25 protein-coding genes and 1 pseudogene are annotated in these 22,990 nt (G+C 63.4%); 6 read left to right on the top strand and 20 right to left on the bottom strand.

Going from position 1 to position 22,990, the window contains the following annotated elements; translation table 11 throughout:
• Nucleotides 1-37: 37 nt before the first annotated feature.
• A complete protein-coding gene (locus KBX07_RS02320; RefSeq protein WP_255997603.1) occupies nucleotides 38-658 on the bottom strand; it encodes a DUF3558 family protein in 621 nt (206 codons plus the stop codon).
• A 419-nt stretch (nucleotides 659-1,077) separates the two neighbouring features.
• On the opposite strand from KBX07_RS02320, the gene KBX07_RS02325 reads away from it, so the two are divergent.
• A complete protein-coding gene (locus KBX07_RS02325; RefSeq protein WP_256022831.1) occupies nucleotides 1,078-2,214 on the top strand; it encodes an HNH endonuclease signature motif containing protein in 1,137 nt (378 codons plus the stop codon).
• 130 nt (nucleotides 2,215-2,344) lie between these two features.
• On the opposite strand, the gene rpoZ is transcribed toward KBX07_RS02325, so the two are convergent.
• The 9 genes from rpoZ to pyrR form a co-directional block, all read right to left on the bottom strand.
• On the bottom strand, nucleotides 2,345-2,635 hold the full coding sequence (gene rpoZ, locus KBX07_RS02330) for a DNA-directed RNA polymerase subunit omega (RefSeq protein WP_255997600.1): 291 nt from the start codon (nucleotides 2,633-2,635) through the stop codon (nucleotides 2,345-2,347).
• An 8-nt stretch (nucleotides 2,636-2,643) separates the two neighbouring features.
• Complete coding sequence (gene gmk / locus KBX07_RS02335) at nucleotides 2,644-3,234, bottom strand: guanylate kinase (protein ID WP_040423680.1); 591 nt, start codon at nucleotides 3,232-3,234, stop codon at nucleotides 2,644-2,646.
• A 10-nt stretch (nucleotides 3,235-3,244) separates the two neighbouring features.
• Nucleotides 3,245-3,565, bottom strand: coding sequence for an integration host factor, actinobacterial type (mihF, locus tag KBX07_RS02340; protein ID WP_255997598.1), 321 nt, complete (start codon nucleotides 3,563-3,565; stop codon nucleotides 3,245-3,247).
• 239 nt (nucleotides 3,566-3,804) lie between these two features.
• Nucleotides 3,805-4,617: an orotidine-5'-phosphate decarboxylase gene (gene pyrF, locus KBX07_RS02345; protein WP_255997597.1), complete on the bottom strand. Its 813-nt coding sequence runs from the start codon at nucleotides 4,615-4,617 to the stop codon at nucleotides 3,805-3,807.
• Nucleotides 4,617-7,985 carry a carbamoyl-phosphate synthase large subunit gene (gene carB, locus KBX07_RS02350; RefSeq protein WP_256022833.1) on the bottom strand — a complete coding sequence of 1,123 codons (3,369 nt, stop codon included), beginning with the start codon at nucleotides 7,983-7,985 and terminating at the stop codon, nucleotides 4,617-4,619. The genes pyrF and carB overlap by 1 nt, the downstream gene beginning before the upstream one ends.
• Nucleotides 7,986-9,173, bottom strand: coding sequence for a glutamine-hydrolyzing carbamoyl-phosphate synthase small subunit (gene carA / locus KBX07_RS02355; protein ID WP_256003635.1), 1,188 nt, complete (start codon nucleotides 9,171-9,173; stop codon nucleotides 7,986-7,988). It lies immediately after the preceding gene.
• A 31-nt stretch (nucleotides 9,174-9,204) separates the two neighbouring features.
• Nucleotides 9,205-10,470, bottom strand: a complete 1,266-nt coding sequence (locus KBX07_RS02360; RefSeq protein WP_255997592.1) for a dihydroorotase — start codon at nucleotides 10,468-10,470, stop codon at nucleotides 9,205-9,207.
• Nucleotides 10,471-11,412: an aspartate carbamoyltransferase catalytic subunit gene (locus KBX07_RS02365; protein ID WP_255995367.1), complete on the bottom strand. Its 942-nt coding sequence runs from the start codon at nucleotides 11,410-11,412 to the stop codon at nucleotides 10,471-10,473. It abuts the gene before it with no gap.
• On the bottom strand, nucleotides 11,412-11,960 hold the full coding sequence (gene pyrR, locus KBX07_RS02370) for a bifunctional pyr operon transcriptional regulator/uracil phosphoribosyltransferase PyrR (RefSeq protein WP_005289999.1): 549 nt from the start codon (nucleotides 11,958-11,960) through the stop codon (nucleotides 11,412-11,414). Before pyrR ends, KBX07_RS02365 begins: the two co-directional genes overlap by 1 nt.
• A 128-nt stretch (nucleotides 11,961-12,088) precedes the next feature.
• Here pyrR and KBX07_RS02375 point away from each other — a divergent pair, with 128 nt between their 5' ends.
• From KBX07_RS02375 to KBX07_RS02395, 5 genes are read left to right on the top strand one after another with little or no spacing between them, the layout of a single operon-like run.
• Nucleotides 12,089-13,426 carry a TIGR01777 family oxidoreductase gene (locus KBX07_RS02375; RefSeq protein WP_255995334.1) on the top strand — a complete coding sequence of 446 codons (1,338 nt, stop codon included), beginning with the start codon at nucleotides 12,089-12,091 and terminating at the stop codon, nucleotides 13,424-13,426.
• On the top strand, nucleotides 13,423-13,911 hold the full coding sequence (locus KBX07_RS02380; RefSeq protein ID WP_256022834.1) for a YbjN domain-containing protein: 489 nt from the start codon (nucleotides 13,423-13,425) through the stop codon (nucleotides 13,909-13,911). Before KBX07_RS02375 ends, KBX07_RS02380 begins: the two co-directional genes overlap by 4 nt.
• 2 nt (nucleotides 13,912-13,913) lie before the next feature.
• Complete coding sequence (locus KBX07_RS02385) at nucleotides 13,914-14,405, top strand: hypothetical protein (protein ID WP_256022835.1); 492 nt, start codon at nucleotides 13,914-13,916, stop codon at nucleotides 14,403-14,405.
• 50 nt (nucleotides 14,406-14,455) lie between these two features.
• Nucleotides 14,456-14,602: a hypothetical protein gene (locus KBX07_RS02390; RefSeq protein ID WP_005289991.1), complete on the top strand. Its 147-nt coding sequence runs from the start codon at nucleotides 14,456-14,458 to the stop codon at nucleotides 14,600-14,602.
• Between the two features lie 25 nt (nucleotides 14,603-14,627).
• Nucleotides 14,628-15,050, top strand: a complete 423-nt coding sequence (locus KBX07_RS02395) for a hypothetical protein (RefSeq protein WP_256022836.1) — start codon at nucleotides 14,628-14,630, stop codon at nucleotides 15,048-15,050.
• Between the two features lie 8 nt (nucleotides 15,051-15,058).
• Here the strand turns inward: KBX07_RS02395 and KBX07_RS02400 are convergent, their stop codons facing one another.
• From KBX07_RS02400 to KBX07_RS02445, 10 genes and pseudogenes are all read right to left on the bottom strand, one after another.
• Entirely contained in the window at nucleotides 15,059-15,907 is an 849-nt protein-coding gene (locus tag KBX07_RS02400) for a PPK2 family polyphosphate kinase (protein WP_255997587.1), read from the bottom strand.
• Nucleotides 15,908-16,025: 118 nt separating this feature from the next.
• A pseudogene (nusB, locus tag KBX07_RS02405) lies at nucleotides 16,026-16,541 on the bottom strand (transcription antitermination factor NusB); the annotation flags it as partial.
• 1 nt (nucleotide 16,542) lies between these two features.
• Nucleotides 16,543-17,106: an elongation factor P gene (efp, locus tag KBX07_RS02410; RefSeq protein ID WP_005289983.1), complete on the bottom strand. Its 564-nt coding sequence runs from the start codon at nucleotides 17,104-17,106 to the stop codon at nucleotides 16,543-16,545.
• 61 nt (nucleotides 17,107-17,167) lie between these two features.
• The gene (locus KBX07_RS02415) at nucleotides 17,168-18,259 is read right to left on the bottom strand and encodes a Xaa-Pro peptidase family protein (protein WP_255997584.1); all 1,092 of its coding nucleotides are present in this window, start codon (nucleotides 18,257-18,259) and stop codon (nucleotides 17,168-17,170) included.
• Nucleotides 18,259-18,690 carry a type II 3-dehydroquinate dehydratase gene (gene aroQ, locus KBX07_RS02420; RefSeq protein WP_255997582.1) on the bottom strand — a complete coding sequence of 144 codons (432 nt, stop codon included), beginning with the start codon at nucleotides 18,688-18,690 and terminating at the stop codon, nucleotides 18,259-18,261. The genes KBX07_RS02415 and aroQ overlap by 1 nt, the downstream gene beginning before the upstream one ends.
• Nucleotides 18,687-19,760, bottom strand: coding sequence for a 3-dehydroquinate synthase (gene aroB / locus KBX07_RS02425; RefSeq protein WP_256022838.1), 1,074 nt, complete (start codon nucleotides 19,758-19,760; stop codon nucleotides 18,687-18,689). Before aroB ends, aroQ begins: the two co-directional genes overlap by 4 nt.
• A gap of 24 nt (nucleotides 19,761-19,784) precedes the next feature.
• Entirely contained in the window at nucleotides 19,785-20,321 is a 537-nt protein-coding gene (locus KBX07_RS02430; protein ID WP_256003748.1) for a shikimate kinase, read from the bottom strand.
• A gap of 103 nt (nucleotides 20,322-20,424) precedes the next feature.
• On the bottom strand, nucleotides 20,425-21,651 hold the full coding sequence (gene aroC, locus KBX07_RS02435) for a chorismate synthase (RefSeq protein ID WP_256003615.1): 1,227 nt from the start codon (nucleotides 21,649-21,651) through the stop codon (nucleotides 20,425-20,427).
• Nucleotides 21,652-21,663: 12 nt separating this feature from the next.
• Nucleotides 21,664-22,098 (bottom strand): prepilin peptidase, encoded by a 435-nt coding sequence (locus KBX07_RS02440; RefSeq protein ID WP_005289971.1) that lies wholly within the window; start codon nucleotides 22,096-22,098, stop codon nucleotides 21,664-21,666.
• A gap of 4 nt (nucleotides 22,099-22,102) precedes the next feature.
• Complete coding sequence (locus KBX07_RS02445; protein WP_256022839.1) at nucleotides 22,103-22,987, bottom strand: shikimate dehydrogenase; 885 nt, start codon at nucleotides 22,985-22,987, stop codon at nucleotides 22,103-22,105.
• Nucleotides 22,988-22,990: the final 3 nt, after the last annotated feature.

The raw sequence follows: 22,990 nt of genomic DNA on the forward strand, positions 1-22,990 counted from the left end.
ATCCCAGTTCAAACCCATAAAGCTCCCCCAAAAGCTGTCAAACGATCTTGTAAAGGCTTTCCATGATGTCTACGGCTTTCGCACACAGAGCATCGTAATCCGTTTCCTCGAGACCTACCCCGACGATTGCTCCAAGTTGCCCGCGCTCAGTGTCCACCGCGGCCACGCAACTCAGACCTGCGCGTTCCCGGCCCCGGTAGGTGAATAGACCAGGTACGACATCCGAGACACCAACTGCGGAATCCACCCCGCTTGCTTCCAACTCCTTCAAAGAAACTGGAATTGTTCCCAGTGCATAACCGTTCATTGAATCCGAGCTTGTCATTGGGCAACTTAGGCCTTCAACGTCACGCAGATTCTGAGTTTGCCCCGTTGATTTGAATCCGATTTTTGCAAACTCTTCAGCGGAAATCTCTTGGCAGGGGTCAAAGAGGTTATCTTTGATGTCTTCGTAAACGAAGTCCCCTAGCTCAAGAGTTCCGCTCCGGAAGTGGAACGCTGGGCGTTCCACTTCCGGTTCCCCTGTGGCCGGTAAACCGCCCTCGGTCTGGTTGTCTCCCTGGGCTGGTATGCCCAAGTTCTGAACTTCCAAACCGCAGCCAGCTAGAGTTAGCGCCAACATAACCCCAATGACGATGGAGAACCCCCGATCTCTCATTTCCCCCGTCCTTTCTCAGCGCGGCGGATCATCGTCGGTTAGTGCTGACTCTGGCTAGCTACCACCTCGGTGTTCAGACCCCTAGACCTAACCTTGGTGGTGAAAATGATCTTATCCGGTGCCGCAGGATGCGCGACCGGAAGCGCTCTCCGTACGACTTTGATTGCTCAGGCAACCATCAGCTAATGGCTGGTGGGAACGCGTGTCGCATAACGGAAAACTCATCGAAAACGAACAAAATCGGCGGCACCCCTAAATTAGGGTAACCAGAGTCTTGGTCCGATATTTACGCTGGCTAGATGCACTTTCCGGGCGTGGAAAGAGGCTGCAACCTGCGATCCCTAACACCGTTTGCGTTGCACACTGTAGTGCGCAAAGAACGCTTTACCGGGTGTTGAGGCGTCGTTAGCCTGAGAAACATGAACTTCACTTCGCTAATACAAGCTGTGGCAGAGGCACCGTTAGACGCCTTGTCGGGCTTCGACCGATCTGCCGCCCTTGCGGTTGGCTTGTCACCGGCGCGCGTTGGCGAATGGCAACTCGTCCACAGTGCGTACTTCGGGCCCACGCGCTCGACTCAAGCGGCCCGCGATCAACGTGACGCGGCTTTGGCGGCCCGCGAGGCTGCAATTAGCCTCGACATGCTTGCCGTGATTGAACGCAGCATCAGCCATCTGGAGTCGGACGCGCAGCGCAGGGAGTTCAGGGGGCGGTTGCTTAAAGCGTCGACGACCGTGACGACGTGCCAAGCGCTGCGCAGCCTCGCCAAAAGCATCGTCCCAGCCAGAAAGCCGAGCCCGAACAAGTCCGTCCGCGTCAGCACGTCGTGCAACGGACTACGCACCGCGGTCATCACCGCATGCGAGCACGTCATGGCCGACCTCGAAGCCGCGCTGAGAGCAGATATCGACGCCGATCACCCCGCCGGGCCCCAGATGGCCGCCGCCTTCGAGGAGCTCATGCGCAGCGGTGCGGGTGTTCCTCACGCAGCGCCCCGACCGTTGATTCTCGTGCCAGCCCCTGAGCTGTCACGCATCATCGCAGGTGAAGGGGATGAGGTCGTGCTTGGGCTGACCGACGGCACCACGATCACCGGCGCCGATTTCCTGGCCTCCTACTTCGCCAACGGCGTGCACGGCCTCGAAGTCGCGTTGTTCCACCCTACGGAGGGTCCAGTCAACCTCTACCGCAGCCGTCGTTTCGCCAGCCCGAAGCAACGCACGTTGGCCAAGGCGACGCAACCGATCTGCGCGAGCCCGGACTGCCGCATGCCGGCCGAGCACTGCGAGATCCACCATGTCGACCCGTGGAAGAACGGCGGGCCCACTAACATGAACAACCTCACCGTTTTGTGCAGCTACCACAATCGTATGAACGACGATGACGACCACATCCACAAACGCGGCCGCATCGCCATCAATAACGGGCGCCCCACCTGGGTCTCCCCGACTGGCCACCCGCGGGCGAATACACGCCACCCGTACGGCGCAATGACAACCCTTTTCGGTGAGATCCCCACACCGAAGCAACGATCCAGCCACGCAATGGCCAGATAAGCGCCACTCAACATGACCCGGTCCGCAGGGCGGTCGCCGGGCAGTTTGGCGCGCCCGGAATCGGACGAATATTAAAAGGCGCGAGCTCCGACATAAACGTCGATAAGCTCGCGCCTTGAAGCGTGGGTGCTTACTGGCCCTCTTCGTGCTCCAGCAAGCCTGCTTCGATCTCGCGGAGAGCGATGGACAGCGGCTTCTCGCCCTGCTGCGGGGTGACCAGCGGGCCGATGAACTCGAACACGCCCTCGTCCTGCTCCTGGTAGTAGCTGTTGATCTGGCGGGCGCGCTTAGCGGCGAAGATCACCAGGGCGTACTTGGAGGAGACTTTGGTCAGCAGTTCGTCGATAGGCGGGGCGGTAATGCCTTCGGGCGCGTCGTACACGTGCTCGTTGGCTTCTGCATTAGCTAGGTCGTTGGTCATGCTCACACCTATTCGTTGTTCGGACGGCGGACGCTCAAGAGAATATCATTGATCTCTTGGACCGCGTCATCCAGGTCATTGTTGATAATGACGTCGTCGAATTCGTCTTGGGCGGCGAGCTCAGCGCGAGCCGTTTCAAGTCGGCGCGCAATAACGTCATCGGACTCGGTGGCGCGGCCGGTAAGACGCTCGACGAGCACCTCCCAGGACGGGGGCGCCAGGAAGACGGTCACTGCCTCAGGCATGATCGCCTTGATGTTGCGGGCACCTTCCAGGTCGACTTCGACGAGAACCGGCCGGCCAGCCGCCAGCGCCTCGCGCACGGGCTGCGCCGGAGTGCCGGAACGTTGCAGGCCGCCGTGAATCTCAGCCCACTCGAGCATCTCGCCGGAGTCGATGCGGTTCTGGAATGCCTCCCGAGTGACAAAGAAGTAGTCCTTGCCGTCCACTTCCCCAGGGCGCGGGTCGCGGGTGGTCATAGAAACGGAGAAATATAGGTCCTCGACCGCCTCGCGCAGCCGCCGCACGATGGTTGACTTACCAACGGCGGAAGGGCCAGCCAAAACTACCAGCCGGCCCTTCCCGTTCACGTTTGTCACGGATTGTGCCTTAAGCGTCGAAGCCGAAGCGCTTGAGCAGAGCGCGGCGCTGACGGTCGCCGAGGCCGCGCAGACGGCGGGTCTGGGCGATCTCGAGTTCCTCCATGATCTCGCGAGCCTTGACCTTGCCCACCTTCGGCATTGCCTCGAGGAGTGCGGAGACCTTGGTCTTGCCGATGATCTCGTCGGACTCAGCCTTGTCCAGGACTTGCTTGAGGTCGGTGTCTCCACGCTTGAGGGATGCCTTGAGCTCGGCGCGCTGCTTGCGTGCCTCGGCAGCCTTAGCGAGTGCTTCCTGGCGCTGTTCCGGGGTCAGTTCGGGAAGGGCCACTGGGTTCCTCCATGTCTATTGGGGTCTGTTGGGTCTGGTGAAAACGGACCAGGGATGAACCTGTCCGGCGCCGACGCCGCGAATTACATCGCTGCAATCTGCCGACTTCGGGCAAGTGTATCACTGGGAATTTTCTGACGCGATCGACACGACTGCATTTTGCCATGTCAGCGCATGTGGCCGCGTCAACGCCTATAACCTACCAGCAGTTTTAGTTGAGCTGTTAACTAGGGTCGCCACTACGCGCGCCCCACCAGCGCTTTCGCACGTTTCCGCAGTTCAGAGGTGTCGGGTCCGGCGCTGAGAACCGAGCGGGAAACGTTGGGAAAGGCCAGGTTATCGCCGGCGATGCGGGTGACGTCGTCAAGCGTTGCGCCCTGCGCGCCGACGCCGGGCATGAGCACGGGAGCATTGAGTCCGTCAAGCACGGGAGGCTTTGCGACGGTCGCACCGACCACCACCCCGACGTGCCCGATGCGCATACCGCGGTTGTAGTCGGCGCACTCATCGACCATGGTCTGCGCGAGCGTCGTGCCGGTGCCGGACAGCGTTTGCGATTGCAGAGCTTCAGCTTCCGGATTCGAGTTCGCCGCCATGATGAACACGCCCCGGCCCTCACGCCCCGCCATCTCAATCGCTGGTGTGAGCGATCCGGCGCCGAGGTACGGGGTGAGTGTCACCGCGTCGGCCCGCAGCGGCGAGCGGTCGTCGAGCCAGGCGTAGGCGTAGCCCTCCATCGTCGAGCCAATGTCGCCGCGTTTCGCGTCGGCGCAGCTCAAGCTCTCGCTTTCGCGGATCTGCTCCAACGTCTCCTCGAGCACCGCGAACCCCGCGGCGCCGAAGCGCTCGAAAAAGGCGACTTGCGGCTTGATCAACGCGACGTGGCCGACGAAGGCGTCCACGCACCGGCGCGAGAACTCTCGCAGGCCGTCGACGTCGCAGCTCAAGCCCCAGTCACGCAGGAGCGACTCGTGCGGGTCGATGCCGACGCAGAGCCGACCGAAGTCGTCGCCTGCCGCGGCGAGCCGCTCACCAAAAGGTGCGCGCGCCACTACTTCGCCTCCGTAGTTGCGGGGGTGTGCTCGAGTTCTTGCAGGCTGGTCACGGTAATCTCGTTGGCGCGCAGAGCTTCGATGCCCTGGACCGCAGCGACGATGCCCTGCACGTTTGTCATCAGCGGCACGTTGCTGGTCACGGCGGCTGCGCGGATCTCGTAGCCGTCCTGGCGGGCGCTGCCGGAGCCGGCAGGGGTGTTGAGGATCATGTCGATCTCACCGTCGTAAATCCGGTCGACGATCGACTTGCCGTCGGCACCGTCACGCACCTCGGAGGCCTTCAGCGCGGTCTCGCAGTCAATCCCGTTGCGGCGCAGCATCTGGGCGGTACCGCCGGTGGCCACGATCCGGAAGCCCATCGTGAACAGGCGCTGAATGGGGAAGATCACCGCACGCTTGTCGCGGTTGGCCACCGACACAAACACTGTGCCCTCCTTCGGCAGCGCGCCGAAAGCAGCCGCCTCGGCCTTGGCGTAGGCCACACCGAAGCTGGGTGCCAGGCCCATGACCTCACCGGTGGACTTCATCTCCGGGCCAAGAGTGGTATCCATGACCTTGCCCTCTGGGCTGCGGAATCGGGTGAACGGCAAGACTGCTTCCTTGACTGCGATCGGGTGCTCGAGTGGCAAGGACCCGCCGTCGTAGGTGCGGGGAAGCAGGCCTTCGTCGATAAGCTCTGCGATGGTGGAGCCCATCATGATGCGCGAGGCGGCCTTCGCCATGTGCACGCCGGTCGCCTTGGAGACGAACGGGACCGTGCGCGACGCACGCGGGTTAGCCTCGATGACGTAGAGAATGTCGTCCTTCAAAGCGAACTGCACATTCATCAGACCCTTGACACCGATGCCCTCAGCGAGTGCGACGGCGGAGCGGCGGACCTTCTCAATATCCTCCGGGCCGATCGTCATCGGTGGCAGCGCGCAGGCGGAGTCGCCGGAGTGAATGCCGGCTTCCTCGATGTGCTCCATGACGCCGCCGAGGTAAACGTCAGTGCCGTCGGACAGCACGTCGACGTCGATCTCGATCGCGCCCTCCAGGAAGCGGTCCACCAGCACCGGGTGATCCGGGGTGAGCTCCGTGGCACGGTCGATGTAGTCCTCCAGGCTGGCCTCGTCGTACACGATTTCCATGCCGCGGCCGCCGAGCACGTATGACGGGCGAACCAGCACCGGGTAACCGATCGACCTAGCCACCGTACGCGCCTCCTCGAAGGAGGTCGCGGTGCCGAACGCCGGGGCGGGCAGCTTGCCGGCCTCGAGCACCTTACCGAATTCGCCACGGTCTTCGGCCAGGTTGATGGCTTCGGGGGTAGTGCCCACGACCGGGACGCCGGCGTCAGCGAGCTTTTGGGCGAGGCCGAGCGGGGTCTGGCCACCAAGCTGAACAATCACGCCAGCGACAGTGCCGCTTTCCTGCTCCGCGCGGTAGATCTCCATGACGTCTTCGAAGGTCAGCGGTTCGAAGTAGAGGCGGTCGGCGGTGTCATAGTCCGTGGACACGGTCTCCGGGTTGCAGTTGACCATGACCGTCTCGTAGCCGACGCGCGAGAGCTCAAGTGCGGCGTGAACGCAGGAATAGTCGAACTCAATGCCCTGACCAATGCGGTTCGGGCCGGAGCCTAAGATGATGACCTTCTCGCGGGAACTGTCGCCAGCGCTCGCGCCAGAAGACGAGACTTCGGACTCAGCGTTCGGGTCATACTCGTAAGCGGAGTACAGGTACGGCGTCTGGGCCTCGAACTCGCCGGCGCAGGTGTCGACGGTCTTGTACACCGGACGAATGCCCAGCGACCAGCGCAGGGAGCGCACGCCGTCTTCGCCGGCCAGCTCGGGACGCAGGGCTGCGATCTGGGCATCAGATAGCCCATAGACCTTGGCTTCGCGCAGCAGCTCGGCATCGAGCACGGGGGCGTCGATAAGCGTCTGGCGGAAGTCGACGAGCGCCTTGAGCTCGGCGAGGAACCACGGGTCGATGCTGGACGCTTCGTAGACCTGGTCGATGGAGGCGCCAAGCCGCAGCGCGAGTTCTGCGTCATAAAGGCGCTTATCGGTGGGCACGCGCAGGTCATCGAGCACCGCAGCGAGGTCGTTTTCGCGGCCTTCGGCGAAGTAAGCATCCGGGCGCGTCCAGAAACCGTTCGGTTTGTCCTCCATGGAGCGCATGACTTTGTTCAGGCCCTGGATGTAGTTGCGGCCGATGCCCATGGCCTCGCCGACTGCCTTCATGGAGGTGCCTAGCGTGTCGTCGGCGCCGGGGAATTTCTCGAAGGCGAAACGCGGCATCTTCACGATCACGTAGTCGAGCGCCGGCTCGAACGCGGCCGGGGTGACGCCGGTGATGTCATTGGTGATCTCGTCGAGCGTGTAGCCGATGGCGAGCTTGGAGGCGATCTTCGCAATCGGGAAACCGGTCGCCTTTGACGCCAATGCCGAAGAACGGGACACACGCGGGTTCATCTCGATGGTGATGATGCGCCCGTCGACCGGGTTGACCGCGAACTGGATGTTGCAGCCGCCGGTATCCACGCCGACTTCGCGGATGATCGCGATGCCTTGGTCGCGCATCGTCTGGTACTCGCGGTCCGTCAACGTCAGCGCTGGAGCGACGGTGACAGAGTCGCCCGTGTGCACGCCGAGCGCGTCGACGTTCTCGATCGACGCGATGACCACAACGTTGTCATCGCCGTCGCGCATGAGCTCCAGCTCGAATTCTTTCCAGCCAAGGATGGACTCCTCGATCAAGACGTTCGCTTCCGGGGATGCTTCCAACCCGTCGCCGGCGATGCGCTCGAGGTCCTCCATGGTGAACGCCAGGCCAGAGCCGAGGCCGCCCATGGTGAACGACGGGCGGACGACGACGGGTAGACCCAGCTCAGCGACAGTGTCGCGGACCTCGTCCATGTTGAAGCAGACTCGGGAGCGCGCGGACTCACCGCCGATCTTCTCCACGATGTCCTTGAACATCTGGCGGTCTTCGCCGCGTTCGATCGCATCGATGTTGGCACCGATAAGCTCCACGCCGTGCTTGTCCAGGATGCCCTGGCGGTCCAGTTGAATCGCGGCGTTGAGCGCCGTCTGGCCGCCGAGAGTCGCGAGAATCGCGTCGACGGGGTTGGCCTGTTCCGCCTCACGGGCGAGGATCATGTCGATGTATTCCGGCGTGATCGGCTCGACGTAGGTGTGGTCGGCGAACTCCGGGTCGGTCATGATCGTCGCCGGGTTGGAGTTGATCAGGGTGACGCGCAGGCCTTCTTCTTTGAGCACGCGGCAAGCCTGGGTGCCGGAGTAGTCGAATTCGCAGGCTTGGCCGATGACGATCGGACCGGAGCCGATGACCAGGACGTGGTTGATGTCTTCGCGTTTCATTTAAGCATCCTTCCCATTGGCCGAGTGGTTCTCCATCAGGCCGATGAACTGGTCAAAAAGCGGGTTTGCGTCGTGCGGCCCGGCTGCGGACTCGGGGTGGTACTGCACGGAGTAGGCCATGCCGGTTTCCAGGGCGACACCTTCGACGACATCGTCGTTCAAGCAGGTGTGGGTGACCACGGCAGGGCCGAAGTCAGTGTCGAAGGTGCGGCTGTCCTTGACATCGTCTGCTGTGAATCCGTCCGGCATCTGCAAGGCAAAGCCGTGGTTCTGCGAGGTGATGTCGATCTTGCCGGTGACGTGGTTTTTCACCGGGATGTTCACACCCCGGTGGCCGAATTTGAGCTTGTAGGTCTCCAGTCCCAGCGCGCGGCCGAGGATCTGGTTGCCGAAGCAGATGCCGAACAGTGGAATGCCTTTCTCGATGACGCCGCGCGTGACGTCGACCATCGTGTCGGCAGTTGCCGGGTCGCCCGGGCCGTTGGAAATGAACACGCCGTCGGGGTTGTGGCCAAGTACCTCGTCGACCGGCGTGTTGGCCGGCACGACGACAGTCTCGATCCCGCGCTGCGCGAAATGCCGCGGCGTGGCGGTCTTAATTCCCATGTCATAGGCGACAACTGTGAAGCGCTTCTCCCCCTCCGCTGGGATGACATAGGTCTCGTCGGTGGAAACTTCGCCGGCGAGGTCGGCGCCTTCCATCGATGGTTGCTCGTTCACGCGCGCGACAAGCTTATCGACGGACTCACCTGCCTCCTCACCAAGGAAGATCCCAGCAGCAATCGAGCCGTAGTTGCGCAGGTGGCGCACCAGAGTGCGGGTATCCACACCGTAGATGCCGGGGATGTTCTGGGACTTCATCTCGTCGTCGAGGCTGCGTTGCGCGCGCCAGTTGCTCACGGTGCGCGACAGGTCACGGATGACCAAGCCGGCGACCCAGATCCGGTTGTCGTGGGATTCGTTGTCCTCGTCGTTCCAGCCGGTGTTGCCGATCTGCGGGGCGGCTGCCACGACAATCTGGCGGTGGTACGACGGGTCGGTCATGGTCTCTTGGTAGCCGGTCATGGCCGTGGTGAACACGGCTTCGCCGAAGACCGGGTTTGCGGCGTCGCTGGCACCGAAGGCGAAACCGGGGAAGGTCTTTCCGTCGGCAAGGACCAGCACGGCCGGGATGCGGGTGGTGCTCATTGTAGTGCTCCTTTTGTCTCTTGAGTGCTGGTTAGCGCAGGAATGTCGGGGTGCCGCGGAGGATGGTGGCGCTCACGCAGGCGTTGAAGTTCATGTTCTCGTAGGGGGTGTTGTTCGCCTTCGAGGCCATGTCCGCGCCGTGCGCGGTCCATCCGGCGTCCGGGTCGACGAGCGTCAGGTTCGCCGGCTCCCCAACCGCAATGGGGCGGCCCTGGTCGGATAGGCCGAGAATTTCGGCGGGCCGCTCGCTCATGACGCGCGCGACAAAGCGCCAGTCAGCCAGGCCCGACTCGACAAATACATGCGCCACAATGCTTAACGACGTCTCCAGCCCGAGCATCCCCGGCTTCGCGTGCTCGAATTCCACGCACTTGTCTTCGGAGCCGTGGGGGGCGTGGTCGGTAGCGATGACGTCGATGGTGCCGTCGAGAAGCGCGTCGCGCAGCGCGATGGTGTCGCGGTGTTCGCGCAGCGGCGGATTGACGCGGAAGAGGCCGTCGTAGGTTTCCAGCTTGGCGTCGGTGAGCAGCAGGTGGTGCGGTGTGACCTCGGCGGTGGCCTCGATCCCCTGTTCCTTAGCCCAGCGCAGCAGCGCCACGGTGCCCTCGGTGGAGGCGTGGCAGATGTGGTAGCGGCCGCCGTAGTCGCGGGTCATGATGAGATCGCGTGCGACAATGGACTCTTCGGCCACACGCGGCCAACCGCGCAGGCCGAGGCGGGCGGCGTTGGCGCCTTCGTGTGCACTGGCGCCCTCGGTCATTCGGTGGTCTTCAGCGTGCTGTGCCAGCACGACGTCGTGAGCCTTGGCGTACTCGATCGCGCGGCGCATCAGCTGCGGGTCGTTGACGCAGCGGCCGTCGTCAGAAAACATGCGGACGTGGTTGCGGGCGAGCAGCCCGATCTCGGTGAGCTGCTTGCCCTCCAGGCCCTGCGTGATGGAGCCGACCGGGTAGACGTCGCACTTACCGTAGGCCTGGCCCTTTTCCCATACCGCTTCGGCGAGGAAAGGCTGGTCAATGACCGGCTGAGTGTTCGCCATGGTGAACACGGCGGTGAAACCGCCCTTGGCGGCGGCATCGGAGCCGGTAGCGATGGTCTCGGTGTCCTCGCGGCCGGGCTCACGCAGGTGCACGTGCATATCGACGAGCCCCGGCAGCAGCACGTGGCCATCAGCGTCGATCGTGTCGGCGGCGTCAAAGCGGGAATCCCCCATCTCCGCGATGACACCGTCGCGGATGAGGATGTTGGTCGTGTCCTCGCCGTAAGGGCGGACGTTGTTGATCGCAAGCGTGGTCATCTAGATCTCCTCTCCGCTCGCCAGCAAGGTGAATAGGACCGCCATGCGGGTGTACACGCCGTTGGTCACCTGGTTCAGAACCACCGCGTTGGGGCGGTCGGCGACGGCGAAGTTGATCTCCATGCCGCGCAGCATCGGGCCGGGGTGCATGATCAGGGCATCACTACCCAGTTTGTCAGCGCGAGCTTCCGACAACCCGTACAAGGTGGCGTATTCGCGGTGGGACGGGAAGAACCCGCCGAGCATGCGCTCCGCCTGAACGCGCAGCATCATCACCACATCGGGCGCGACCCCGTCAGCACCGCCCTCCAACTCGGCATCGAAGTCGTAGCACACCTTGCACGGCCAGGTCTCCACACCGGCCGGCAAGAGCGTCGGCGGGGCGACCAGCACAACCGTCGCGCCAAGCGCCGAGAGCAAGTCCACGTTCGACCGCACCACGCGCGAGTGCAAGCAGTCGCCGACGATGAGCACTTTCTTGCCCTCTAGGTCGCCGATGTGTTGGCGCATCGTCACAGCGTCGAGAAGCGCCTGGGTGGGGTGCTGGTGTTGGCCGTCGCCGGCGTTGATGATGCTCGCATCCGGCACCCACTGGCGCAGCAGATTAGGCGCGCCGGAGGCCGGGTGCCGCATGATGATCGCATCCGCGCCGACCGCCTCGATGGTCAGGGCGGTGTCCTTGAGTGACTCGCCCTTTTTCACCGACGAGCTAGAGGCAGAGACGTTGATGACATCGGCGCTCATCCATTTGCCCGCTGTCTCAAAAGACGAGCGTGTGCGCGTGGAGTTCTCGTAGAACAGCGTGAACACCGTCCGCCCGCGCAGCGTCGGCAGCTTTTTCATCTCGCGGCCGTCGAGGGCTTCGCGGAACCGGTCCGCCTCATCCATCAGGCCGATGATTTCTTCGCGGGACAAGTCCGCGATGCTGATCAGGTGCTTCATCATTCACCGTCCTTGATCAAGGTGACGCCGTCGGAGTCGTCGATCGGCGTGAGGGTGACTTCGACATCCTCACTGCGCGAGGTGGGAATGTTCTTGCCCACGTAATCCGCGCGGATCGGCAGCTCGCGGTGTCCGCGGTCAACAAGCACCGCCAGCTGAATGACCTGCGGTCGCCCGATATCCGCAATGGCATCGAGGGCGGCGCGGATGGTGCGGCCGGAGTACAAGACATCGTCGATAAGCACCACGATCGCGTCGTTGATGTCGACCGGAATGTCGGTGGGCAACAGCGCACGGTGCGGACGTGCCCGCAGATCGTCGCGGTACAGCGTGACATCTAAACTGCCAACCGGGACGGTGACCCCGGCGAACTCTGCGATCGCCGCGGAGATGCGCTTTGCCAGCGGCACTCCCCCCGACGGAATCCCCAGCAAAACAACCGACGGTGCGTCGGGTGCATCAAGCGCTGTTTTCTCGATGATTTGATGCGCGATGCGTGCAATCGTGCGCGACACGTCGTTGGCGTCGAGCAACTGTGTGGCACTCATCGAACCTCCTTCCCCGCCTCTCTGTGCGGAATTTAAAGGATGCGTTTCTGTGTGCGTGTCTAAGCTGGAAACCAGCTCTTGAACGACACCCGCAAGATTATCACTCAAACGCGTAAAGCAGGTTCCCATTGTCGATCACCACCACCCACCTCGTGCCCGCGCCGCTTGAGCGCGTCTGGGAGTGGCATACCCGCCCGGGCGCCGTGCAGCGCCTGACCCCGCCTTTTCTTCCGATGAGCGTTGTCTCCGGCGCTGAATCGCTGCGCGACGGCACCACTGTGCTCAAGCTGCCTGCCGGCCAGAAATGGATCGCGCAACACGTTGCCGAGGAATACATCGAGGGCTCCCAGTTCGTCGACGTGGCAGAGAACACCCCCGTCAAACAGGCGACCCAATGGAAGCACACCCACCTCTTCGAGCAGGCAGACAGCGGCACCCGCATCACCGACACCGTGGACACGCGCGTGCCGGAGGCCATGCTCAAGGCGGCCTTCGCCTACCGCCAACGCCAGCTCGTCGAAGACCTCGCGTTCCAAGACCGGCTCGAGCAGATTGCCGACGTCGCTCCGAAGACGATCGCGATGACCGGCTCGCGCGGGCTCGTCGGTTCCGCCTTGAGTGCGCAGCTGACGACCGCCGGCCACACCGTCGTTCAGCTTGTGCGCGGCGACGCAGAGGAGGGCCAGCGCCACTGGGACATGGAGAACCCGGACGCATCGCTTTTCAGCGGCATCGATGCCGTCATCCACCTTGCCGGCGAGTCCATCATGGGCCGGTTCACCGACACCCATAAATCGAAGATCTATTCCTCGCGCATCGGCCCGACGCGCAAGCTGGCCCAAGCCGCAGCGGACGCCGGTGTGGAGACGTTTGTATCCGCCTCAGCCGTCGGCTTCTACGGCACCAACGCCGGCGACCGCGTCCACACCGAAGCTGACGGCCAGGGCGATGGGTTCCTCGCCGAGGTCGTTGCTGAGTGGGAAGCCGCCACCGACTACGCCCACGACACCGGTGTGCGCACCGTGAACATTCGCACCGGGCTCGTCCTGTCCGGTGAAGGCGGACTGCTGCCGGTGCTGCGCTTCTCCGCGTCGACTGCCCTGTCGGCGCGCTTCGGCGACGGCGACTTCTGGATGTCGTGGGTTGCCATCGACGACCTGACGGACATCTACATCCGCGCGCTTTTCGACGATCAGCTCTCCGGCCCCGTCAACGCCACCGCCCCGAACCCGGTGACGAACGCCGAGATGTCGAAGGCGCTGACCTTGACACTCAACCGCCCCGAGCTGATGGGCATCCCCTCGCTCGGCCCAAAGGTGCTCCTGGGTGAAGAAGGCGCCCGCGAGCTCGCGCTGGCCGACCAGCGCGTTGAGCCGGCAAAATTGAATGAGCTCGGCCACCACTTCCGCTACCCCACCCTGCAGGAAGCACTCGACCACGAACTCGGCAAGGAGGAACTACTGTGACACGACCAATTAATGGTGAAGACGGGGACGTCGATACGCCCCGCGATATCACGGTGAATGACATTGCGGCTGTGCTCGACGCTGAAAACCTCGAGTACCGCATCGAAGAAGCTGACGCTGGCCCCGGCGAACCTACCCGTACGGTGCTGCGCACCGGCTTCGTCAACGCCGCGATGGTGTTCGCCTTCGACGACGGCCGGCTGGTGTTCGAGTCCGTGTGGCGCGGCGAGTTCACCCCGATGGATGCCTCGTCGCTGCTCTTCGCTGTGAACGAGTACAACCAGACGCGTTTCGCGCCGACGCTGCGTTTCTTCCAGAGCGAGGAGAACACACTGGTCATTACCGGCATCCGCTCGCTGGAGGTCTCCCAGGGGCTTTCCGACAACCAGCTCGGGTCCTTCGTGGTCACCTCGATCGACGCGACGTTGCAGGCCTTCGACTTCTTGGCTGAATCATTCCCGACCGCTGTGACATGGGAGGAGTAACCGTGAGCGACAACAACGTTTCGACTGTCACTATTGACCGTATTGTGGACGCCGCTGCTCAAGCGGGCATCGGTGTAGAGGCAGACTCCACCGGCCGCGTTGCCCAGGGGCTGCACGAGGACCTGCAAATCATGATCGTGCTGCTGGACTCCGTCTTCATCGCCCGGGCTGACTCCGCCACCGATACCCCCGCCGACACGCCGGAAGCGACGCTGTACCTGGCTGCCAACGAGGTCAATTCGACGTTGGTGGGCGCGCGTGCGATTGTCGGCAACCGCTCCGAGAATCTCATCGTGCGCACCGAGTCCGAAGTGCATTGCGCAGCGGGCATGAACGATCCGCAACTGCGCGCAGCTGTTGCAGACGCGGTAGACAAGGTTGTCAGCGCGCACAACGCGATGGTTGTCCTCTCCGAGCAGATCGAGGCAGCGCAGGCCGAAGTAGAGCAAGCGGAAACCGAGCGCCGCAGCGGAGATTCTGAACTCGAGCAGTAGCACTGAGCAGCGGTCATGTACGCTGAACCTGATCGCGGGAGGAGTGCAGCATGTCGAACCAGTGGAACCAGCCACCCCACGACGGCCGTAATGGCGGATTAGCGTTCGTGATTGGCTTCGGTGTGCTCTTCGCGACCGTTGATGAGTCGACACCGACCTCCACCTCCACGTCCGTGACCACCACGCGCAGTTTTTAGCGCTGTAGCCCCCCCCTGAAGACACATGGCGCTGCACGATCTTGACTTCTTCGAGGTCATAGGAGCTTTCTATGCGCTTGACGCCGACAGCGCGATGGACGAGCTGTCCGCGTGTCCACCCAGTTGCTGGACGGGGCTCGCTTACGAGTGGAAGAGCGACAACGCCTCCGAGTATCATCAGTTCATTCAGTACGTCGTCGACGTACTCCCCTCGCACGCGCCGATGGGCTGGGGGTTTTCTCTCGTCGAAGAATATCTGCACCCGATCGTGCACTTGCCCGACGCCGTGGACATCGCCGCGGAGACGCTCGTCCGGTTCTGGAACGCGCACCTGGAGTGCCGGACCGCTGACAATGAGCGTGAACTACGCGACTACCTCCGGCTGCTCGATGACCACCCGGATTCCGGGCGCGTTCCGGACATCGCCCGGCAAATCACGCCCCGGTGACGCGGGCTCTAAGACTCCTCGAGGCGCGTGAGTTCGGTCTCGATATCGAAGTCCGGTTCCGGCCAGGACAAGTCGAGCTCGCGCAATGCGCGTGCCAGCAGAGTTTTGACTACGGTGCGGCAGTAATCCTTGTCGTCGGACGGGATGCAGTACCACGGTGCGACGTCGGTGGAGGTACGCGTCATCGCGATCTCGTAGGCCTTCTGGTACTCGTCCCACAGCTGACGGTCGTCGATGTCGCCAGGGTTGTACTTCCAGTGCTTGTCCTCGCGCTCGAGACGCTTGCGCAGGTTCTCCTTCTGGAAGTCCTTGGAGATGTGCGGCATGACCTTGATGATCTTGGTGCCGTTCGCAGCGGCTTCGTTCTCAAAGTCGACGATTGCCTCGTATCGCCGTTCGATCTCTTCAGGCGGGGCCATGTTCTTCACGCGCTGGACCAAGACGTCTTCGTAGTGGGAACGATCGAAGACAGACACCACGCCCGGCTCCGGCAGGTGTGGGCGGATGCGCCACAAGAAATCGTGTTTGCGCTCTTCTTCCGTCGGCTTACCGAAGGCCTTGATGTGCACACCCTGCGGGTCCATCACGTCGCCGACGACGTTGCGGACAATGCCGCCCTTACCGGATGTGTCCATGCCCTGGAGGACGAGCAAGACCGAGCCAGCATTCTCATTACCGGCGCGGCCGTTAGCGTAGAGGCACTCCTGCAGTTCGGCGATTTCTTCGTCGAAGTCGGAGTAGGCGCTGTCGACGTTGCCGTCGGAAAGCCCCGGCGTGGATGCCGGATCGACGGAGGCAATCTCGAAGTCAGGCCCAACGCGGAGGGACTCTGCCTCCTCAATCGTTACTTTGGCCATCGGTGGGCTGCTGCTCCTTCGATGTCTCGGCGGAGGTGGAAGGCTCTTCCGCCTCGGAAGGCACAGCTGGCTCCGCAGCATTAGCGTCGATAAGCGACGTCGCAGCCAAGCCCGTGTTCTCTGTGACTGCCGCGGCTTCAGCGGTGTCGGTGAACTGCCCGAACTCGTCTGTTTCCTGGGCGATCTCGGGCGCATTGGACGCGTGTGCCTGGATGATGTCGTCGAGCACGGCGTGGATGTACGGTGACGCATTGTCGCCGGCGTACTCGGTGGACATTTCCATAGCGTTAGCGATGGAAATGGGCGGCTCAACCTCGTCGTTGTAGAGAATCTCCCAGGTGGCCACGCGCAGGATGGCGCGGTCGACGGCGGGGATCCGGTTGAGCTCCCAGTTGTCGGACAGGAAGCGCTCGATCGCGTTGTCGATCTCGTCCAAGGCGGCGGCCGCACCCGCGATGATCTCGCGGGTGTAGTCAGCCACAGGCGCGACGGCGTTCGTGGGATCGCCGGCCAGAGCGGCGCGGTCCTCCACGATCGCCACTGGGTCGACGTCGCGGGTCTCTGCCTCGAAGAGGATGTCCACAGCGCGGCGGCGCGCACGGTAACGGGCGCCGTGACGTTTGTAGTCGGGCATCTTAGTTGTTCACGCGGGAGAGGTACTCGCCGGTGCGGGTGTCCACCTTGACCACGTTGCCGGTCTCGAGGAACAGCGGAACCTGGATCTCAGCGCCGGTTTCCAAGGTGGCCGGCTTGGTGCCGCCGGTGGAGCGGTCGCCCTGCAGGCCCGGGTCGGTGTGCTGAATGCCCAGGTCGACAGAGATCGGCAGTTCGGCGAACAGCGCCTCACCCTCGTGGAAGGAGACCTGCACACGCATGTTTTCCAGCAGGAAGCGGGCGGCGTCGCCGAACTTGTCCTCGGGCAGCTCGTACTGCTCGTAGGTCTTGTCGTCCATGACCACGTAGTTCTGGCCGTCGTTGTACAGGTAGGTCATGTCGCGGCGGTCGACAGTCGCGGTCTCCACCTTGACGCCGGCGTTCCAGGTCTTGTCCACGGTCTTGCCCGTGACCACATCCTTGAGCTTCGTGCGCACGAATGCGGGGCCCTTGCCCGGCTTGACGTGCTGGAACTCGATGATCTGCTGGAGCTTGCCATCAACGTTGAGGACAAGGCCGTTCTTGAAGTCGGCGGTAGTTGCCACGTGAAATCCTCCTTGTGGGGGCCGTCAAAACATGCCCATGCTACACGAACAAGGCTAGATACTAAATGACTGTGAGTTCCTTGGGGAACTCGGTAATGATCCGCGGCGCGCCAGAGGTGATCACCACGGTGTCTTCGATGCGCACGCCGCCCCTATCCGGCACGTAAATGCCCGGTTCGACGGTGAGCGTCATGTTCTCCTCAAGCGTGCCCACACCCTTGACACGCGCGTACGGTGCCTCGTGGACGTCCAGGCCAATGCCGTGGCCGGTGGAATGCACGAAGTGCTCGCCGTATCCGGCATCAGCGATGATGTCGCGGCAGTGCTTATCGACGTCAGCCAGTCCCCTCCCCGGCGTCGCTGCCTTCACCCCGGCCATCTGCGCGTCGAGCACCACCCCATAGATCTCGCGGGAGAAATCTGTGGCGTGGCCGATGCAGAACGTGCGCGTCATGTCGGAATTGAAGCCGCGGTAGTGCGCACCAAAGTCGATGGTGACCAGATCACCGTCCTCAAGCACCCGGTCGCCGGCGCTGTAGTGCGGCAGGGCAGAGTTCGGGCCGGAGGCGACGATGGTGTCGAAGCTAGGTCGTTCTGCCCCACCGAGGCGCATCCGGTATTCGAGGTCGGCAGCAATCTCGCGTTCGGTGCGGCCGGCGCGGAGCTCGCCAGCGTCGATAAGCGCGGTCAGCGCGCCCACCGCAATGTCGGCGGCCTCCGTCAAACGTCGAATCTCAAAGCCGTCTTTGATCAGGCGAATGTCCTCGACGACTCCAGTGACCGGGACGAGTGTCACGCCCTCCGGGCAGACCTTCTGCAGGCGGTTCAACCCGTCGACGGTCATGTGCGCGGCATCGAAGCCCACGCGCCAGCCGTCAGCCACACCGGCGATCAGAGTTTCCGCCGGCGTGGAGACGATCTCTGCCTCAATGTCCGGAACTTCGGCCGCGATCTGCATGGTGTAACGGCCGTCGGTGGCGATCTTGGCGGAGAGGTCCTTGTTCACCAGCAGCGCACCGTTGGAGCCGGAGAAACCGGAGAAATACCGCACGTTGACCGGGTGGGTCAACAAAAACGAGTCAATACGCTGACCAGCCAGTTCCGCCGAGAGTTTGCGGCGGCGGGTCAGGAAACGGGAATCGGCGAAACCCATCATGCCCTCCTCAGGAAGTATTCCAACGCCAGCTCGTAACCGTCAGCCCCCAGGCCAGCGATGACTCCGGTCGCGATTGGCGAGAGGAAGGAATGCTGCCTAAACGGCTCGCGCGCGTGCACATTCGAGATGTGCACCTCGACGAAGCCGGGTCCGTTCTGCAGTTCCACGAGCGCGTCGCGCAGAGCCACGGAGGTGTGGGTGTACCCGCCCGGGTTGATGATGACGGGCCAGTCGTTGTCGGCGGCGTTATGAATCGCGTCGATAAGCACGCCCTCATGATTCGACTGCCGGAAGTAAATCTCGGCACGATCGCCCGCGCGCGTTTTCAGTCGCTCCTCGATATCGGCGAGCGTCACGGAGCCGTAAATCTCGGGCTGCCGCTTGCCAAGACGGTTGAGATTGGGGCCGTTGAGCACGAGTACCTTCATGCCAACTCACTATAGGCTGCGCGCAGCTCCTCCATGGTCGCATCTTCTAGGCGCGTCGTGGCACCAATACCTTCGAGCACGACGAAGCGGATGCGGCCGTCGCGATTCTTCTTGTCGTGCGTCATGCCTTCATATAGTTCCTCGAAGGCATCCTGATCGTACGTGGTGGGCAAACCGACCGATGCGCAGATCCTGCGGTGGCGGTCAACGACCCCTTGATCGATGAGCCCACGGTTGCGCGCCAGCACTGCAACGAAGATCATGCCGACAGCGACAGCGTTGCCGTGGCGCCAGCGGTAATCTTCGCGCTTTTCGACGGCGTGGCCCAGCGTGTGGCCGTAATTGAGGATCTCTCGCAGGTGGGATTCCTTGAGGTCTTCGCCGACAACGCGGGCCTTGACGGCGACGGAACGCTCGATCAGCTCGGCGATGCGGTCCTTCGGAACGTCGCCCTCCGGGCTCTGCGCCGCTTCTTCATAGATGTCCAGGATGACCGGGTCGGCGATGAAACCGGTCTTGATGATCTCTGCGGAGCCGGCGACGAACTCCTCATGCGCGAGGGTGTCCAGGCGGTCTAGGTCGATGTACACGGAGTCCGGCTCGTGGAACGCGCCGACTAAGTTCTTACCGGCGTCGGTGTTAATACCGGTCTTGCCGCCCACGGCAGCGTCGACCATGGCCAGCAGCGTCGTAGGCACCTGAATGACCTTGATGCCGCGCATCCACGCCGCGGCGACAAAGCCGGCAAGGTCCGTTGTCGCCCCGCCACCAAGGCCGATGACAATGTCCTGGCGCGAGAAGTTCTGCGCGCCGAGCGTGTCCCACAGCTCCCCTGCGACGCGCAGGGTCTTGCCGTCTTCCGCATCCGGGATCGGTGCGAGTGTGACGTTCAGGCCTGCGGCCTCGATGAGGGTGCGCAGCTGTTCCGCTGTATCCGCCAGCGGCGTTTGATGCACGATCATCGCCTGTCGTGCGCCAGTCTCCTGCGCACGCTGGGCGATCTGCTCGTTCAACCCACGGCCAATGTGGACCTGGTACGGGTTGGGGCCGGTGACGTCGATGACAGCCATGGGAGGTGCTCCTAGCGGGGGTTGTTAGCGCGATTCGATGAGCGCGAGGATTTCGGCCACGAGGCGCTGCGGCGGGCGCGAGTCGGTGCGCACGCGGTGCATAGCTACTTCGCGGTAGTACGGTTCGCGGGCTTCTAATAGAGCGCGGTACTGCGCCTCGGGGTCGTCTGCTTTGAGGACCGGGCGGGAGTCGTTACCCGCGGTGCGGCGCACGCCCTCGTCCACGGAGACGTCGATCCACACCACGTTGTGGGCTGCGAGCAGCCTGCGAGTGGACTCTGTGAGCACGGCACCGCCGCCCAAGCTGACCACACCGCCGGAGGCCAGGGAGCGAGCCACGTACTCCGCTTCTACTTCACGGAAGCGCTCCTCCCCCAGGTCTGAGAACACCTCTCCGGTGGGCTTGCCTTCACCTTTGGCAATGAGTTCGTCGGAATCCACCAGCGGCAAATTCATGGCACGCGCAAGCCTCCGGCCAATCGTCGACTTGCCTGCTCCGGGCGGGCCGACCAGGACCACGCGCGGAGAAGCATGCACCACGGGCTCATCCATCGTGCTCATGTCCGCCGGATCGGATGAGGCGTTGCTCATCGGCATGTTTCCGGGCGTGGGTGTGCCAGCGGTGGCGGGAAACTTCGCCGGGCGCTGCGAATCAGCGGTCGGATCAGTCATTGCTGTTGTCACCGTCCCCGAACGCGAGGCGTTGCGAAACGTACTGCTTGTACGCCTCGACATTGCGCTTGGTTTCTTCGACACTGTCACCGCCGAATTTCTCCAGCGCGGCCCGGGCGAGCACGAGCGCGACCATGGCTTCTGCGACGACGCCCGCAGCGGGCACCGCGCACACATCAGAACGCTGGTGGATCGCAGTGGCTTCATCGCCGGAGACCATGTCGAGCGTCTTCAGTGCGCGCGGCACCGTGGAGATCGGCTTCATCGCGGCGCGCACGCGCAGCGCCTCACCATTGGTCATGCCGCCTTCCAGGCCGCCGGCACGGTTCGTCGTGCGGTGCACGCCCTGCACGTCGCGCACCATCTCGTCGTGCGCTTCCGAGCCGCGGCGGCGGGCTTCCTCAAAACCATCACCGACTTCGACGCCCTTGATCGCCTGAATGCTCATCAGCGCTGCTGCGAGCTGCGCGTCCAGGCGAGTATCGCCTGAGACGTGCGCGCCCAGGCCGATCGGGAGGCCGTCGACGATGACCTCGACGATGCCGCCAAGAGTGTCGCCGTCCTTCTTCGCGGCTTCAATCTGCGCGATCATGGACTCCTCGGCAGCCTCACCCGCGGCGCGGACGGGGGAAGCGTCGATCCGCTCCAGGTCGTCGAAGTTGGGCAGCGGGCCGTCGTACGGCTGCGACTGGCCAATGGAGATGACGTGCGAGAAAACCTCGACGCCAAGCACCTCCCGCAAGAACGAGCGCGCGATCGCGGCTGCTGCCACGCGCGAGGCTGTTTCGCGTGCCGACGAGCGCTCCAGCACCGGCCGAACCGCGTCGAAACCATATTTGACCATGCCGGAGAAGTCCGCGTGGCCCGGGCGCGGGCGGGTCAGCGCCGCGCCCCGGCCGGAGTTCATAGCTTTCTGCACCTCGGGATCTTCCATGTCGAGTGCTTCGGCCGACATGATCGTCGTCCACTTTGGCCACTCGGTGTTACCGATCATGACGGCGATCGGGCTGCCAATCGTCTTGCCGTGAATAATGCCGGTGAGAAGGGTCAGTTCATCCTGCTCGAATTTCATGCGTGCGCCGCGGCCGTATCCGAGCCTCCGGCGGGCCAGCTGGTAACCGATCTCTTCTTTTGAGACGGGCACCCCGGCCGGCATATTCTCGATCATCGCGATCAGAGCCTGACCGTGGGATTCACCTGCAGTAGTCCAACGAAGCATGGAGGCATTGTCTCATAAAGACCAACTGTTCGTGCATGCAAGCCCCACTATCCACGCGGCCGCCAGCATGGCCGGCCCGTGCGCTGTGTCGGGCAGACGCTTGATCAGCAAGAACACGATGGTCAGCGCACTTGCCAGCAGCATGGCGGCGAGCACGGCGAGCGCACCTCCCACCCCGGCCAGGGCGACCCCCAGCGGCACCGCGAGCTTGATGTCTCCGCCGCCGATGCCTGCATCAGTGCTTCGGTCAGAGCTGCCGCGTACAGCAAGGAGAAGGTACAGCGCCGGCCACACAAGCCCCCACACCCCTTGCGGATAGAACACGCAGAAGATCAAGGCCAGCGCGGCTGCTGGAAGGGTGAGAAAGTCTGGGAGGCGGCGCTGCGAGACGTCGTAAAGCACGAGCGCAATTGACCAGACCCCCGCAACAATTCCCCCCGCCACCATGAAACTAACCGCCGAGACGTTTGACCCCGGTTGGTGAGATCCACCCGACGTGGCGCATGAGCGCTTCGTGCATGTCCGCGCGCGGGGCGGGGATGCCGGTGAACTGCTCGAACTGCGAATACGACTGGCAGGCGAGCATCGTCAGTCCACCGACGGTGAGGTGGCCGTTCGACGCCGCCTCCGTGGCCAACGGTGTGGGCCACGGGTCGTAGATGACATCGAGTACCGGTGCGTGGCCGAGCTCTTTGACCCGCGGTTCGATCACGTGAGCCGGAACCGTAGACACAATCAGGTCTGCGCTGAGCGAAATCGGCTCGAGGTCGCGCTCAAAGTCCAGGAACTCCGCCTCCGCGCTGGCACCGGTCTCCCGCAGCAGCGGCAGCAATTCTTCGCTGCGGTTTGTGCGGTTGAGCACGGTGAGCTTATCGACGCCGCGGTGCGCCAACGCCCACAACGCCGGCCGCGCGGTCCCGCCACCCCCGATGACAATGGCGTGTCCGATGCGCGCCTGCCCGATGAGCTGGTCGAGCGCTCCGTCGATGCCCTCACAGTCAGTGTTGTCGGCGCGCCAGCGACCGTCGTCCAGGCGGACGAGCGTGTTCGCGGAACCGATCGCCCGCGCGCGGTCCGTCGCCTCGTCGGCGAACTCGAGTGCGGCGAACTTGCCCGGCATGGTCACGGAGAATCCGCGGTAGGAACTGTCTGCTCCCCCGACGATGCCCGGCAGTTGCTCGGCGGTGCACTCAATGCGTTCGTAAGACCAGCCCGTGAGTTCCGCGGCGTCGTATCCTGCGCTGTGAAGCACCGGCGAGAGCGAATGCTCAATCGGGCTGCCCAGAACAGCGGCCTTGCTCGTGGCCTCGCTACCGCCAGTGATCGCAGTGCTCATGGT

Origin of the sequence: Corynebacterium sp. CCUG 70398 (assembly GCF_024454055.1) — a bacterium.
GTDB lineage: Bacteria > Actinomycetota > Actinomycetes > Mycobacteriales > Mycobacteriaceae > Corynebacterium > Corynebacterium genitalium.